Annotated in this window: 11 protein-coding genes; 5 read left to right on the top strand and 6 right to left on the bottom strand. The window is 50.0% G+C overall.

Annotation, left to right across the window (positions count from 1 at the left end; translation table 11 throughout):
* Nucleotides 1-46: 46 nt before the first annotated feature.
* Nucleotides 47-1,543, bottom strand: a complete 1,497-nt coding sequence (gene pyk / locus MKQ68_RS14615; protein WP_264279773.1) for a pyruvate kinase — start codon at nucleotides 1,541-1,543, stop codon at nucleotides 47-49.
* A gap of 13 nt (nucleotides 1,544-1,556) precedes the next feature.
* A complete protein-coding gene (gene pfkA / locus MKQ68_RS14610; RefSeq protein WP_264279772.1) occupies nucleotides 1,557-2,537 on the bottom strand; it encodes a 6-phosphofructokinase in 981 nt (326 codons plus the stop codon).
* 181 nt (nucleotides 2,538-2,718) lie between these two features.
* Here pfkA and MKQ68_RS14605 point away from each other — a divergent pair, with 181 nt between their 5' ends.
* Nucleotides 2,719-4,800, top strand: a complete 2,082-nt coding sequence (locus MKQ68_RS14605; protein WP_264279771.1) for a prolyl oligopeptidase family serine peptidase — start codon at nucleotides 2,719-2,721, stop codon at nucleotides 4,798-4,800.
* The gene (locus tag MKQ68_RS14600; RefSeq protein ID WP_264279770.1) at nucleotides 4,800-5,690 is read left to right on the top strand and encodes an SDR family oxidoreductase; all 891 of its coding nucleotides are present in this window, start codon (nucleotides 4,800-4,802) and stop codon (nucleotides 5,688-5,690) included. Before MKQ68_RS14605 ends, MKQ68_RS14600 begins: the two co-directional genes overlap by 1 nt.
* Before the next feature lie 238 nt (nucleotides 5,691-5,928).
* Here the strand turns inward: MKQ68_RS14600 and MKQ68_RS14595 are convergent, their stop codons facing one another.
* The 3 genes from MKQ68_RS14595 to MKQ68_RS14585 are packed head-to-tail and all read right to left on the bottom strand — an operon-like array spanning nucleotide 5,929 to nucleotide 11,690.
* Nucleotides 5,929-6,891 carry an HU domain-containing protein gene (locus tag MKQ68_RS14595; RefSeq protein WP_255860320.1) on the bottom strand — a complete coding sequence of 321 codons (963 nt, stop codon included), beginning with the start codon at nucleotides 6,889-6,891 and terminating at the stop codon, nucleotides 5,929-5,931.
* Between the two features lie 32 nt (nucleotides 6,892-6,923).
* A complete protein-coding gene (locus tag MKQ68_RS14590) occupies nucleotides 6,924-8,555 on the bottom strand; it encodes a TonB-dependent receptor (RefSeq protein ID WP_264279769.1) in 1,632 nt (543 codons plus the stop codon).
* Nucleotides 8,556-8,612: 57 nt separating this feature from the next.
* Complete coding sequence (locus tag MKQ68_RS14585) at nucleotides 8,613-11,690, bottom strand: tetratricopeptide repeat protein (RefSeq protein ID WP_264279768.1); 3,078 nt, start codon at nucleotides 11,688-11,690, stop codon at nucleotides 8,613-8,615.
* A gap of 286 nt (nucleotides 11,691-11,976) precedes the next feature.
* On the opposite strand from MKQ68_RS14585, the gene MKQ68_RS14580 reads away from it, so the two are divergent.
* The gene (locus MKQ68_RS14580) at nucleotides 11,977-12,390 is read left to right on the top strand and encodes a DoxX family protein (protein ID WP_264279767.1); all 414 of its coding nucleotides are present in this window, start codon (nucleotides 11,977-11,979) and stop codon (nucleotides 12,388-12,390) included.
* A gap of 23 nt (nucleotides 12,391-12,413) precedes the next feature.
* The gene (locus MKQ68_RS14575; protein WP_264279766.1) at nucleotides 12,414-12,824 is read left to right on the top strand and encodes an acyl-CoA thioesterase; all 411 of its coding nucleotides are present in this window, start codon (nucleotides 12,414-12,416) and stop codon (nucleotides 12,822-12,824) included.
* Here MKQ68_RS14575 and dacB read toward each other — a convergent pair.
* A complete protein-coding gene (gene dacB, locus MKQ68_RS14570) occupies nucleotides 12,817-14,220 on the bottom strand; it encodes a D-alanyl-D-alanine carboxypeptidase/D-alanyl-D-alanine endopeptidase (RefSeq protein ID WP_264279765.1) in 1,404 nt (467 codons plus the stop codon). The two genes, MKQ68_RS14575 and dacB, sit on opposite strands and share 8 nt — an antisense overlap.
* A gap of 81 nt (nucleotides 14,221-14,301) precedes the next feature.
* Between dacB and MKQ68_RS14565 the strand changes: the two genes are divergently transcribed.
* A complete protein-coding gene (locus tag MKQ68_RS14565; RefSeq protein WP_264279764.1) occupies nucleotides 14,302-15,549 on the top strand; it encodes a CinA family nicotinamide mononucleotide deamidase-related protein in 1,248 nt (415 codons plus the stop codon).
* The last annotated feature ends 26 nt before the right edge of the window (nucleotides 15,550-15,575 follow it).

Below are 15,575 nucleotides of genomic sequence, written 5' to 3'. Positions count from 1 at the left end.
TTCCGACTGTACGCTTTCCTGATATTTTGACCAATGTGGGAGTTGACTATTTCTCGTCGGTTACCCTGGTAATTTTGATCATGTTGGTAGGCAGGTGCTCTTTTACAGGCGTGCTACCTGTGTTTACCACTACGTCGTTGGTTTTCAGGAAACCACGCTCTTTCAGGATGTTGATCTGATCTTTTACGATCTCGTCCACACTCATTTCTTCTGCATAGTAGAAGGCGCGTACACCCCAGCTAAGGCTCAACTGGTTCACCAGTGACCTTTCTTTGGTAAATACGTACAGTGGTGATTTCGGACGATAGCTGGAGAGCATGAAGCCGGTGTAACCGGAAGCTGTCATACCGATCAGCGCGTCAGCATCCAGGTCTTCCGCGATCTTAGCAGCATTGTAGCACAGTGCGTCGCTCAGGAAGGTAGGAGAGTGGCGGTGAGGGATCAGGTTACGGTTGTAAATGATCTCTTCTTTTTCCACCTCCATGATGATTTTTTTCATCGTCTGGATAACCAGTGCAGGATGTTGGCCGGTAGCCGTTTCACCACTCAGCATCACTGCGTCGGCGCCTTCCAGTACCGCGTTTGCCACGTCGGTGATTTCACTGCGGTTCGGACGGGTGCGGTCGATCATGCTTTCCATCATCTGTGTAGCCACGATTACAGGTTTTGCACGGTGGATACATTTGCGGATGATGTCCTTCTGGATCATTGGAATTACCTCTACAGGCAGCTCCACACCGAGGTCACCACGGGCAATCATTACGCCGTCGCTTTCCCAGATGATTTCCTTCAGGTTCTCGATCGCTTCCGGTTTTTCTATCTTAGAAATAATCTTCAGCTTAGAGTTGCGCTCTTTAATACGGTTGCGCAGGTCTACCAGGTCGGCGGCGTTTCTTACGAAAGACAGTGCTACCCAGTCAGGCGCCTGGTCGATGATGAAGTCCAGGTCGATCAGGTCTTTCTCGGTCAGCGAGGGCAGTTCTACCTTAGTATCGGGCAGGTTGAAGCCTTTTTTGGAAGAAAGAATACCGCCGAGGGTAACTTCTGCTTTAATTTCGTGGTTAGCCGTTACTTCTTTAACCACGGTTTCGATCTTACCGTCGTCCAGCAGAATTTTCTGACCGGGACGAACATCTTTATGCAGGTTATGGTAAGAAACATAGATGCGCTCCATGTTACCTACGCATTTTTCGTTCACGAAAGTGAGGATATCACCCGTTTTAAGCGGCAATGCATTGTTCTCGATTTCACCCACACGCAGCTTCGGGCCTTGCAGGTCGGCCAGGATGGCCACATTGTAAGGTTGGGTCGCGTTGATCTGGCGGATAAAGCTGATGATCTTAGCTTTGTCTTCGTGGCTGCCGTGAGAGAAGTTCAAACGGAACACGTTTACGCCAGACTGCACCAGCTCCAATAATTTCTCATAGGTATCGCAGGCGGGGCCTACGGTTGCTACTATCTTAGTCTTGTGTGTGGAATGCTCACGTCCTGCAACGTTGTCCATTTGCTTGTGATAGTATTTCGACAGGTCTTGTGTACTCATAAGCTATATAATTTTAACTCGCCAGAATTTTAATAATCTTGAACCATTCTTCGTCTATGGACTGTTTTGCCTTAACCGCCTGTGTAAGCGGGGTGTACGCGATTTTGTCATTTACCACACCGACCATTACATTATGCGTACCGTCGAGCAGCGCTTCTACGGCTGCGTAGCCAAGGCGGCTGGCAATGATGCGGTCCATACAGGTTGGAGTACCACCGCGCTGGATGTGACCGAGTATACATACGCGGGTATCCAGTTGGGGGAGGCGTTCCTTGATGTGTTTCACTACGCCGTTAGCGCCGCCAAACTCATCACCTTCCGCTACCACGATCAGGTTTACCAATTTCTTCCTGCGCTCGTTAGCCTGCAGTTCGTTGATAATGTCGTCGATCTCGCTTTTACGTTCGGGCATCAGTACGTGTTCGGCACCGGTAGCAATACCACTGTGCAGGGCAATGTACCCGGCGTCGCGGCCCATTACTTCGATAATGAACAGGCGGTCGTGCGCGTCGGCCGTATCACGGATCTTATCGATCGCATCTACAGCAGTGTTCACTGCTGTGTCAAAACCAATTGTAAAGTCAGTACCGGCAATATCTTTATCGATTGTGCCAGGCAACCCGATACAGGGTATATCAAATTCCTCACTGAATTTTTGTGCCCCTTTGAAGGAACCGTCGCCACCGATCACCACTAAACCGTCAATATCCAGTTTTTTCAGGTTCTCGTATGCCTTTTTGCGACCTTCAGGCTCGTAAAATTCCTTGCAACGGGCTGTTTTCAAGATCGTACCACCACGCTGAATGATGTTGGCTACGGTCTTCGATTCCATAGGAAAGATATCATTAGTCAACATCCCCTTGTAGCCATACATAACACCGTATACATTCAAATGATGATAGATACCTGCTCTTACCACGGCGCGTATTGCGGCGTTCATCCCGGGAGCGTCACCCCCGGAAGTAAGAACTGCGATGTTGTTCACTTTTTTCATATTATTGGTCAAAATATTGCGTTAAAGGGCGCACAAAAATAACATTTTTGGAAAACTATTCTTATATATAATGTTAGCATTTATCGTTAAATTTTGATTTTCTTGTAAAAAAAGCCTTCCATTTTTAAAAGTTATACGAATGAAATCGTTTTACTACCATAGCTTTCTAATATTTACACTGATGAGCATGACGAACGGAGCAGCCGCGCAACAAAGCAAAATTTCCTATCCATTAACAAAAAAAGTGGATACAACCGATGAATATCATGGCCGCAAAGTAGCAGATCCATACCGCTGGCTCGAAAATGACCATGCGGACGACACCAAGGCCTGGGTAATCGAGCAAAATAAGGTCACCCGCAACTATCTCGATAAAATTCCCTTCCGCGATAAAATAAAGGCCCGTATAGAGGAAATGATGGATTATCCCAAGTATGGCGCCCCCTTCCGCGAAGGCAAATACTATTATTTTTATAAGAACGACGGGCTGCAGAACCAGGCAGTGCTCTACCGCCAACAGGGAACCGACGGTACCCCGGAGGTTTTTATCGATCCCAATAAATTATCAGATAAAGGAACAGTGGCCCTGGGCGCGCTGCGTTTTTCGAAAGACAGCCGTTATGCCGCTTACCTCATCGCGAAAGCCGGCTCCGACTGGCAGGAAGCGTTCGTGATGGACGTGGAATCCAAAAAGGTACTGGAAGATCATCTCGACTGGATCAAATTCAGTGGCATCAGCTGGAAAGGGGATGGATTTTATTACAGCCGTTACGACAAGCCGGATGAGAAGAGCCGCCTGTCCGGTAAAAACGAATATCATAAAGTATACTACCATAAACTCGGCACCAAACAGGAGCAGGATGAACTTATTTATGTAGATAAGGAACACCCGCTTCGCAATGCCGGCGTAGGTCTTACTGAAGATGAGCGTTTCCTCGTCCTCAGTACTACCGAAGGTACTTCCGGCGCGCAGCTGGCCGTTCGCGACCTGACAGATGCCAGCCAAACAGACTTCAAAGTGCTGGTGAAAGGCTTCGCATTCGATCCCTCTGTGGTAGATAATGTAGGCGACAAACTGCTGGTACTCACTAACGAAGACGCGCCTAACTTCAAACTGGTGGCGATCGATCCTAAAAATCCGGACAAGGCCAACTGGCAAACCATCATCCCGGAGAAGCCGGAAGTGTTGGGCAGTGTAGGCACCGGCGGCGGTAAACTGTTCGCCAGCTACCTGAAGGATGCATCTACCAAAATTTACCAATATGATGTAACCGGTAAACTGGAGCAGGAGATACAACTGCCCGGTCTGGGTACTGCCAGCGGATTTGGCGGTAAAAAGGAAGATGCGCAGTTCTTTTATACCTATACTTCGTTCGTCGCACCAGCTACCATCTACAAATACGACATTACTTCGGGCAAGTCTGATGTGTACAAACGCCCGGAAGCAAAGTTTGACGCTACGCAATACGAAACCAAACAGGTGTTCTTCACCAGCAAAGACGGCTCCCGTGTGCCCATTTTCCTTTCTTACAAGAAGGGTTTGAAGCAGGATGGCAATACACCGGTGTTGCTGTACGGCTATGGTGGCTTTAACATCCCGATGACGCCGGGTTTTAGCGTAACCAACCTTTTCTTCATGGAACAGGGTGGCATTTACGCAGTAGTAAACCTGCGCGGCGGCAGTGAGTACGGCGAAAGCTGGCATAAAGCGGGCATGAAGGACAAGAAACAGAACGTATTCGACGACTTCATTGGTGCGGCAGAATACCTCATCAGAGAGAAATATACTAATCCCGGTAAGATCGCTATCCGTGGCGGTTCTAACGGTGGTTTGCTCGTAGGTGCCTGTATGACCCAGCGCCCCGACCTGTTCAAAGTAGCCCTGCCTGCTGTAGGCGTGCTGGACATGCTCCGTTACCAGAAGTTCACCATCGGCTGGGCATGGGTAGTAGAATACGGCAGCAGCGAAAAGGCAGACGAGTTCCCTTATTTATACAAATATTCCCCGTTACACAACCTGCGCAAAGGCGTGAATTACCCGGCAACCCTCATCACCACCGGCGACCACGACGATCGTGTAGTGCCTGCACACTCCTTTAAGTTTGCCGCAGCCCTACAGGAAGCCGCTGCTGGTCCTAACCCGGCGCTGATCCGTATTGAAACACAGGCGGGCCATGGGGCAGGTAAACCTACTTCAAAAGTAATCGACGAAGCGGCCGACATATGGGCGTTTACGATGTATAACCTGGGGATGAAAATGTAATGAAGACGATCCTCATCACCGGGAGTAACGGCCTGTTAGGTCAGTACCTCGTACAATTATTCAGTGAAGACGCAGCCTGGCAGGTGGTGGCGACCGGCAAAGGTCCAAACCGCCTGCGCCGGCAAAGCGGCTACACCTACGAGGCGGCAGACCTCACCGACCAGGAGGCCATTGCGTCGCTTATTGCCAAACATCAGCCACAGGTCATCATCCACTCCGGCGCCATGACACAGGCGGATGACTGCGAGCGCAATAAGGACGCCTGTCGCGACACGAACGTGACAGCCACCAAATACCTGCTGGAAGCTTCGGTTGCATTTTTCCTCTTCCTCTCTACGGACTTCGTATTCGATGGATTAAACGGTCCGTACCGGGAAGATGACCTGGTGAACCCGATCAGCTTCTACGGCTCCAGCAAAGTGCTGGCCGAACGCGCAGTGATGGCGGCCAGACAGCCATGGGCCATTGCCCGCACGGTGCTCGTGTACGGTGTGTCGGATGATCCTAAGCGCAGTAACATTATTACCTGGGTGAAAGGCAACCTGGAACAGGGTAAATCCATCAAAGTGGTGGATGATCAATGGCGTACGCCCACACTGGTGCAGGACTTAGCGATCGGCTGCAAACTGATCGTGGAGCAGCAGGCAACGGGGATTTATCATCTGTCTGGTAAAGATTTGATGACGCCTTACGACATGGCCCTGGCCGTAGCGGAACACTTCTCACTCGACGCATCATTAATGGAACGGGTGAATGCCGATACGTTCACGCAGCCGGCTAAACGACCTGCACGCACCGGGTTTGTGATCGATAAGGCCGTGAAGGACCTGGGGTTTGCACCGAGAAGTTTCAAAGAGGGAATTGAAATCGTAAAACGACAATTGACATAAAAAGGGGCTGACCAAAAAGTAAAATGAAGGCTTAAACGATGACATGTCTCCATCAGGTAGCCGAAAAAATTAGGGCTGTATCAAAAGTAGTTTGATGGCCACGAGAATCGCGTAAACGAAAAATCTCTCCATCAGGTACCCGAATGAAAACGGGTTAATTACTTTTGAGACAGCCCCCTTTTATTTCGGGTGTCGAAAGCCAGTCATCGCTCAGGCGATCTCATAACCTTCACTCAAATTATTTAGTATCCATACAGCGGATCACCATGCCCAGTGCATTACGCATCGAGTCTTTCACCGCCGCCGTGTCCTTCGGCAGCGCCCTTACAGGGATGGCTATACGGAAAGTAAGCGAATCATCTTTGGTATACATCACCGCGCGGCCTTGCTGCCAGGTGGTTTGTTGTTTAAAGTTCTTGTCTGCCTTAGCCGCGTTCGCAATAATGTACACCGCGTAGTATTGCACCGAATCACCGTTAGCGACCGGCTGCATGACCGTTTCCTCGGGCAGCGGCAGCTCACTCGTGTCGGAAGGCAGTTGTACGCCATCGGTACTGGAATCGGCGATGGCTGCGGGGGCAAAACGTACGGTTGTTTCGGGCGTGATGGCTGTACTATCGCCTGGTTGCGACTGCTGTTGCCATAAGTACCAGCCCAGGCCGCCCAAACCTACGAGCAGCAAGGGAAATACTACCCACCACCATTTAAAACCACTGCCTTCGTCGGATACGGCAGACATATGATTTACTACCTGCTGGTTCACCATTTCGGTGTTGCCTACGGTTACTTTGGGTGCCGAATCGTGGCGCAGTACGGGTTGCAGTACGAGGGGCTCCCAGGTGTCCGGCAGCTCCTGCGGCGTAAATACCAGCTGTCCGAACGGGTCTTTGTGGAGGGTACCTACGCTCGGGATCGCGATGGGCTGACCAGCGGCCAGGTCATCTTTGAACTGCAGCACGTACTTATCCATTTTAAGCCGGGCCACGCTCTCCACCAGGTTTTCTTTATGAGAAACCCATTGGGCGCAGGCGCTGTCGTCGTCCCACTTTTCTTCGAACAGGATCTGCTGCCTGGGAGGTACCAGTTGCTGCTCCACTACGTTAAAATGCGCAGGGATGTGCTGTATGGTAAACGTACCCACGCCAGGTACGCAGCAGGTTTGCTCTTTAAAAAGGACTTCTGTGATAAAATGTTGTAGCATCCGCCGGCTTAATTTGGGTGCAAGTTTACGATTTAAAATTTGATCATCACACCGCCCAGCACGTTCAACCCGTAAGAGGCATAGTTGTTCCAACGCTGGTACTTGCTGTTCAGCAGGTTATTCGCGTTAGCCCACAGGTTGAAATTCTTACCAATATTGAAGGTAGCACCTACGTTCAGGTCCATCGCCGCCTTCGTACGGCCGAAAGCCATCGTTTTCGGGTCCAGGTAATAACTGCGGCCCAGGGCAAACAGGTCAGCGTTTAAGTGCAGTTTTTTGAAGAAGGTGTACTGTCCGTACAGGTTATACTGGAACGGCACCATACCCCATGCTTTCAGCTCGGTTTCCTGCTTGTTAAAGCTCCACCAGTCACCGCTCAGGCGAATCTGGAACTTCTCTTCCTGGATGTAACCTACTTCTGCATGGAACTGGAAGGCACGCAGCTCTTCCTCGTTACGGGTATCGAAGGTTTTACCGTCAATACTGTCGTTTACGAACAGGGGCAGGTTATGGTAGGTAACGCCGGCAAATTTGGTGTTGTACGTAAAGTGACTGCCGAGGGTACCTTTAATACCCGTGTATTTTTCTTCAATCCGCGTATTCATAATGCTATCGGCAAACCCGCTGATGAAGGGGTTCTTGTTAGCCAGGTTGCGGTAGTTGTTCTTGTCGATATAAGAGATCCAGCCACTGCTCAGGATCAGTTTCTTACGGATCAGGTGCGATTCGTTCACGATATCGGGCAGCAGGTAGAACTTATTTTTTTTAGTCCAGGTAGGATTCAAACCCGCGTGCAGCATGAAGCCTGGCTTAATCAGTTCCAGCGCGGGGTGAATGGCCATTACGTTATTGTTGATGGCTGCATTGTTGTCTTCTTTAAAGGTCGACAGGTCTAATACACCTTCTGCTTTCAGGTAGAGATCTTCGAACAGCTGTTTGCGGATAGGCGCTTTCAGGATGAAGGTGTTCTCCATACGTTCGAAAGAATCTCCAAATACGATAAACTTCGCATCCGGCTGAAACTGCCAGCCCCAGTCGTCCTGCGGCCTGTTCTTCAATCCCAGCTGGGCTACTACTTCATTAAACGATTGTTTGATATCGCTCTTTTTGAAGTCGAACACAGAGTGGTCGTAACCATAGTAATGTACCTGGTTCAGGCTGTATTTGAGGCTACCGTTGATCTCGAAGAGGGGAGAGTAGTAGGTGCCGCTGGCCAGTACGTTTACCGCGGTATAGTCCTGGTTTTTGATCTCGCCCTTAGAGCCGGTATAACTGCCAAACAGGCCAAAGTTCCATTTATCGTTACGACCGCTGCCGAAACCTGCTTCCACCAGTGGTGTGCTGAGGTTACCATAACCGAACTTCACATAATTGTTTTGAAGCGCTTTCAGCGAATCTTTGCCCAGTGCCAGCGGTTTCAGCGGAACGGGCTGGTACATGAAGTACAGGTTGAGTGCCGGCACCTGGTAGTTCAACCGTGGACGGCTTGTATCTGCCGTAGGCAAAGATGCGTTCAGGTTCAGCTTGGCTGCTTCGCGCAGTTTAGGCTGGTAAACGGAGATGATGTTGATCGTTTCCTGTTTCAGGGTGTCCTGCGCCTGTGCCTGTTGCAGACCTGCCAGGGCTGCGCCCGAAACGAGTAATATGTTGCGTAATAACTGCATGCTGTTCGAATAATTTATGTTACAGATAATGTCCGCCTGCGCGGGGCATTACATGGCTTATTTGATTTTTGATCCTGCTTTTTCTTCTGCTTCTACTTTGTTCAGCTTGTCCTTCGCTTCGTTCTTCAACTCGTCGATCGGACAGTTTTCGGCGATGCTCTGGAAGGTGGCTTTCGCATTGAAGTAGTCTTTCTGTTTCCAGTACACGTCGCCTAACAGGATGTAAGTTTTAGCCGTCCAGTATTCGTAACCGGGTGCATTTTTGATGAGGTCGAAGCCCGCTTTTTCAGCCGCTGCCAGGTCGTTTTTCAGCAGGTAGCTGTGGGCAATGCTGTAACGTGCTTCCGCACCGATCTCCGATTTGGTAAGGCCGCTAACGGTTTTGTACTCGCTGATCGCATCATCGTACTTGCCATTTTCCTGGTGGGCTTTACCGAGGTAGAAGTGACCGATGATCTGGTCGTCGGTGCTGATATTGGTACCGCTCAGCAGGTTTTCTGCGTACGTCGTTACTTCTGTCCAGTTTTTCAGCTGGTAGTTGCTGCGCAGCAGTCCGCGGTTGGCGGCGAGGGTGTTTTCTTTATTGGTAGACAGTGATTGCAGTTGGGTATAGTACTCGCGGGCTTTGGCATAGTTCTTCACCTGGTAGTAGTGAATGTACGCTGCCTGCTGGGCCGCTCTTTCCGCAAACGGACTGGCGCCTTTGGTGAGTACATATTCGTAACCCGGCAGTGCGTTCGTATAGTCTTTATTGTTGTACAGGCATTCTGCTTTGTAGAAGTTAGCCTGTAATACGAACTGCCCGTTCGGGAACTTTTGCAGGTAGGAGGTCAACGCCGGAGCCGCACCAACGCAATCGCCTTTACTGAAGCGGGTTTCCGCAGCAGCAAAGCTGATGGAGTCTTCCGCCGTAACAGATACCGTTTTGCCGTTCGCTTTCATGAAGGCCACGTAATCGTCGGTTTTACCCTGACCTACATAAATTGCCTGCAGGCTTTCCAGGGCCTCGGCGCTTTCGGCGGAGTTAGGATATTTCTGCACCACTTCTTTATAATAAGTCATGGCCGTATTGTCATTGTCCATGTTGTAATACGCCAGGCCCAGTTTCAGGAGGGCTTTAGGGGCGTTAGGACCATTCGGCTGTTTCTGCAACACATTCTTCAGGTAAGGGATCGCATCGTTGAAGCGTTCTTCTGAAAGGTACGTGTTGGCAATTTCCAGCTCGCCTTCATTATTAAAGCCGGAGGACGGGTATTTATTGGCCAGCTGTTTCAGCATGGCGATCTTCTCATTGCTTTTGTTCTGGATGCCGAGAATGATACTTTTCTGGTACATCGCATAGTCTGCCCCCGGTTCGCTATTGGCAATTACACGGTCGTACAGGCTGTTCGCTTTCGCAAAGTCTTTCAGCATGTAGTAACAATCAGCAGAACGCAGGGCCGCATCGTTGGCGATACGTTGTGCGTTTGGTCCACCACTACGCTGTGCAGCTTCGAAATAAGGCAGTGCTTCGGAATAGCTTTCTTTTTTCAGCAGGCTGTAACCGAGGTTATAACTGGCCGTTTGTGCATTCGCCTCACCGGAAGCCGGGGGAGGGTTGGTGGCCAGGTAGCCGCGTAAACCAGCAATCGCTTTATCGGAATTGTTCTGGCGCAGGGCGATTTCCGCCTTCCAGAAATTAGCCAGCTGGGTGATCTGCTGGTCGTACGGATTGGCGATCGCGATGTTCAGCAAACGTTCTGCTTCCGCCAGTTGCTGGTCGTTCACCAGTTGCGTGGCGCGACCGTAAGCTACGCGCTGGTAGGCTTTCAGCACCATGGCGTTCTTTTCGGGCAGGCTTTCGATGATGGACAGTGCGTCCTGGTAGTTGTTCGTGTTGGCGAACAGGCTTACCAGTATTTCGCGGGATTCTTTGTTGTATTTGGATTGCGGGTAAGTTTTTACGAAGTTGGTCAGTTCCGTGATGGCTACATCCTGGTAACCGAGTTCGTAAGACAGTTTACCATAGTTAAAGCGCGAGATCTCCTGCTGTGTGGCGTTAGAGCTGTTGCGGGCGCAAAAAGCGAAGGCGTTACGGGCATTCTGTTTTTGACCGGTACGCAGGTAACAGTCGCCCAGCAGGTACATCGAGTTCTGTCCGAGGGAGTCCTTTTCGCTGCTCAGTTGTTTAAAGCCGGTAATGGCTTTTTCCAGGTTGCCTGTCTGGTAGTAGCTGTAAGACAGCTGGTATACATCTTCCTTCCTGATCTCATCCGAGTTTTGCTGAAATTCTTCCAGGTAAGGAAGCGCTTTCGTATACTCCTGTTTTTCGAAGTAAGCCTGACCCACCAGTTGTTTCAGTTCGGCTTCGTAATACATGCCGCCTTTTTTGATAAGCGGTTCCACGAAGGCGATCAGTTCCTGTTTTTTGTTCTGGAAGTAGTAGATCTCCGCGATGTAGTAAGGCACTACGGCACTGTACTTCGGTTCGTTCACTACCTTTTTGAAGCTGTTGAGCGCCTGGTCATACTGCTTGTTATAATAAGCGATAAAGCCGTAATAGTAGTTAGCGGGCAGGTAGTATTTGTTTTGTACGTCCTTGATGGAGGCGAACAGCGGCAATGCTTTTTTGAAGTCCTTTACGTTGAAATAGCAATAGGCCAATTCAAACTTAGCGTCGGCCACTTGTTCGTTGGTCAGATTGTCGATGCCGGCTGTTTCGTAATAAGGGATGGCTTCTTTCAGTTTATTTTTGTGGAAGTAATAGCGGGCCAGTTCAAAACTTACGAGTTGCTCGCGCGGGCCGTTATTAAACATCTGCAGGAAACGTAAGGCATATTTTTCACCGTCGGCCTGACCTAAACGCAGCGCACAGATGGTGAAATAGTAGTGCGCGTCGGTGTTGACGAGCGTGCGGTTGGTTTCGTGCCAGTAATCGATATGGTCGATCGTCTGTTTAAAAAGCTGCATCGATACGGCGTACTTCTCTTCGCGGAACAGCTGCTGCGCGTGTTTGAACACCTTTTCTTCGTCTGTGTATATCTTGGTCTGCTGCGCGCTTGCGACAGTGGAAGTCAAAAGACTGCTGCCGGCAAACGTGATCAATAGTACGCTAAACTGTCCTGGTAATAAGAGCCTGTTTATGAATTGCTTCATGCTTTATTTGTTAATACCTTATAATACTCGAATTAAAACGATCTGTTAACGAAAATATTTCGGACTGGCCATCGGCACTACCGGAATATCCCGTTAATCTTGTTCTCCCACATTATCAAGAGTGTGCAAATTTGGGGGTTTTCAAACAAAACAAATATAAAATTTACATTTTTGGTAAGTCCTGCAGGTTATCTACAGGAATGTGGATAACTCGCTTTTGCAGCAAAAACATTCATTTTCCTATCTTGCAGCGGTTATTAGCAAGAATCAAACCACAAACCGTTCTATGAAAAAACTTTTTTCCACCTCATTTTCCGACAATGCGGTACACTTTTCTATGCTGGGTTTACGCCTGGCCCTCGGTATTTTCATGATATTGAACCATGGCTGGCCTAAGCTGATGATGAATTTTGCGCACCTGGCACAAAAGTTCAATGATCCGTTGGGTGTTGGCAAGTCGGCTTCCCTGGGTATGGCTGTATTTGCAGAAGTATTTTGTTCTGTGTTTCTCATACTCGGACTGTTCACCAGGCTGGCGCTGGTACCATTACTGATCTTAACGGCGGTGATCGTGTTCAGGATCCATTTGCATGATGGTTCCGGCAAACTGGAGCTTCCGGTGTTTTACCTGGTTGGTTACCTGGTGCTGATGTTTTGTGGTCCGGGCCGCGTATCTATCGACGGCATGATTGGTAAATAAAATCATTTTTAAAGAGACAGGATATGTTTACAGCAACGACGCAAATCAGGGTGAGATATGGGGAAACCGACCAGATGGGCTATCTCTATTATGGCAATTACGCTTTGTATTTTGAAGTGGGCAGGGCCGAGGCGATCCGCCAGTTAGGCTTTACCTATCGTGAACTGGAAGAGCGGGGCATCATTATGCCGGTGGCCGAACTCAATATCAAATACCTGCGGCCCGCGCTGTACGACGATCTGATAACGGTTAAGACCACGCTGCGCGAATTACCGCCTGCGCATAAGATCCAGTTTCATACGGAACTGTTCAACGAAAAAGGGGAGTTGCTGAACGTGGGCGTTACCACACTCGTGTTCCTGGATGCCGCCACGCGACAAAAAACGCCGCTGCCGGAACCGTTGAAAGAAAAATTGACGCCTTACTTTACTTAAGCGAATCCAACACCTTCCACATTTTTTGCCGCATAGGGCCCGCGCCACCGTTGAAGTTGTTCACTATGAACGCGAATACGAGGGGAGGGCCCTGTTTCGGTTTTATGTAGCCCGCATACGAACGCACATTACTGATATAGCCATCCTTCATTTTGATACCATTGGCTTCGGGCAGCGCATCATAGTAGGCATTGAACCAGGGTTGCTTTTGCGCATTGTATAAAACCGTAGCCAAAGCCGCCGTGGTAATACGATTGGCGGGCGATAAACCGCTGCCGTCGATGATGTTGACTGCCCCTTCTGCAATCCCCAGTTTCGCACAATACGCTTTTAACACCTTTACGCCCGCCGGGGTCGATACCTGCTCTTTTGCTTCCAGGGCCAGGGTTTTCACGAAATGTTCACCATATAAGTTTACGCTTTTACGCAGGAACCAGTACACCAGTTTATCGAGTGTGGGCGAAAGCGTCGCCGTAATTTGCTGCAGCTTCTGCGGCGTGGAAGCCTGGCGGCGCGTGGTCGTAATACCTTTTGTTACTTTGATCTGATCCGCTTCCAGGGCTTGCTGCAGCCGGTAAGCGCAGTCATACGCCGGGTCGGGTACGGCGGCGGAGATGGAAAAGTATTGTTCATCAATGCCGGCGGTACCGCGAATATAGCCGCTCTCCGTATAAGGTGCTATGTACGCATAGGCCTGGTCGCCGCTGCCTTTGGCTCCCGTGCGCAGTTCATTGATCAGCGTAAGATTAGGCATGGCAGGCGTGGTGGAGGCTAATGTCGCCGGTGCGCCGAGACTGTTACCCGGTTTAAAACGGATACTGAACTGGTTTTCGCGCCAACTTAAGCCCGAAGGGCCCGCGCCATAATAGTTGCCCATATCCTGCCATATCCAGCCATCGGGAAGCGATTGCGTGTCGAATATACTGTCGTCGCCGATCACTTGTCCGTTTATCTGCTTAATGCCTGCTTTTTTGATCGCAGCCAGCCAGCTTTGCAATACTACCGTTTCTGTAGATGCCTGGTACCGGTTGCTGCCCAGCGAAGGATCGCCCGCGCCCTTAATGACCAGGTTACCCTGCAACGTGCCCTGCGCGTCAATCTTGCCTTCATACGCGAGTTGTGTTTTATATTGATAGCTGCTGCCGAGTGTATGCAGCGCAGCGGCGGCCGTCAGCACTTTTAAGCACGAGGCGGGCGCCAGGCCCATGTTTTCGTTGACCGACCACACCTTTTGCCCGGTTTGTCCGTCGAGCAGGTAGAAAGAATAACTCGCATACGTCATTTGCGGGTCGCGGACAAGTTCGGACAGGGCCGCTTTCACTTTCACTTCGGGCGATTGCGCAACGGCCGCCTGTAGCGCCATGCAGCCCGCCAACAGCATCAGGTAAGTTCTCATAGGGCTTAATTTACCCCGAATCGTGCGCAACGGCAAACTTTTTGCCTGTAAATTTGCCTCAACCTTTAAAGATACCATTGCGTGGAAAAAATATTTGCCAGCCTCATTACCATAGGCGATGAACTCCTGATCGGTCAGACCATCGACACCAACTCGGCCTGGATCGCCCAGCAACTGAATAACATCGGTGTATGGGTAAAGCGCCGTGTAGCCGTAGGGGATAATAAAAAAGATATCATCCAGGCGCTCGAAGAAGAAAGCCGCGATGCACATATCATTCTTATCACCGGCGGACTGGGCCCCACGGCCGACGATATTACCAAACCGGTACTTAACGATTACTTCGGCGGCCGCCTCATTGTGCATGAAGAAACCTTACACTCCGTAATGGCCTTTTTCGAAAGCCGCGGATTGCCTGTACTGCAACGCAACGTTGATCAGGCCCGCGTGCCGGATACCTGCCAGGTGTTGTTCAATCGTCGCGGTACTGCCCCCGGCATGTTGTTCCGCAAGCATGATAAACTGTATGTATCTATGCCCGGCGTGCCTCATGAAATGAAAGGTATTATGGAGGATTATGTACTCAATATCATCAAGGAAGAATTTCATACACCCGCGCTGCTGCATCAAACCCTGCTTACCTCAGGCATGGGCGAATCCTTCGTGGCAGAACGCATTAAGAAGTTTGAAGAGGCATTACCTGCATCTATTAAACTGGCTTACCTGCCTAATTTCGGACTGCTAAAACTGCGCCTCACCGCGATGGGCAAAGACAAGATCAGCACGGCGGCATTATTGTCCGAGCATTTTCATGAGCTGAAATCAATATTGGAAGATATTATCGTCGTGGATGAAGATATCCCGATCGAACAGGTGATCGGCCGTTTGCTGAAGGCTGCTGGTAAAACCATGGGCACTGCAGAAAGCTGTACCGGCGGAAACATTGCGCACATGATTACTTCGGTGGCGGGCAGTTCTGCATACTTTAAGGGCAGTGTGGTGAGCTACGCAAACGAGATCAAAACCAGCGTGCTGAGTGTGCCGGAAAGCATTTTGCAGCAATATGGTGCGGTGAGCGAAGAAACCGTAAAGGCCATGGTCGCCGGTGGTATTAAAACACTTGGTTCCGACTATATGGTGGCCGTAAGTGGTATCCTGGGACCAGACGGCGGTACGGAAGAAAAACCGGTGGGTACCGTGTGGATGGCGGCCGGCGACAGTAAAGACGTAGTAACGATTAAACACCACTTCCGGTACGACAGGGCACGAAATACGGATATGGCATCGGTTGCAGCGATCAATCTGCTCAGAAAGTTTATCACGCGTTAGCAGATTGAAGTTGGGATATACTAATT

It is taken from the genome of Chitinophaga horti (assembly GCF_022867795.2).
GTDB lineage: Bacteria > Bacteroidota > Bacteroidia > Chitinophagales > Chitinophagaceae > Chitinophaga > Chitinophaga horti.
The sequence above is the reverse complement of the archived record's forward strand: the minus strand, read 5'-3'. Positions and strand labels throughout refer to the sequence as shown.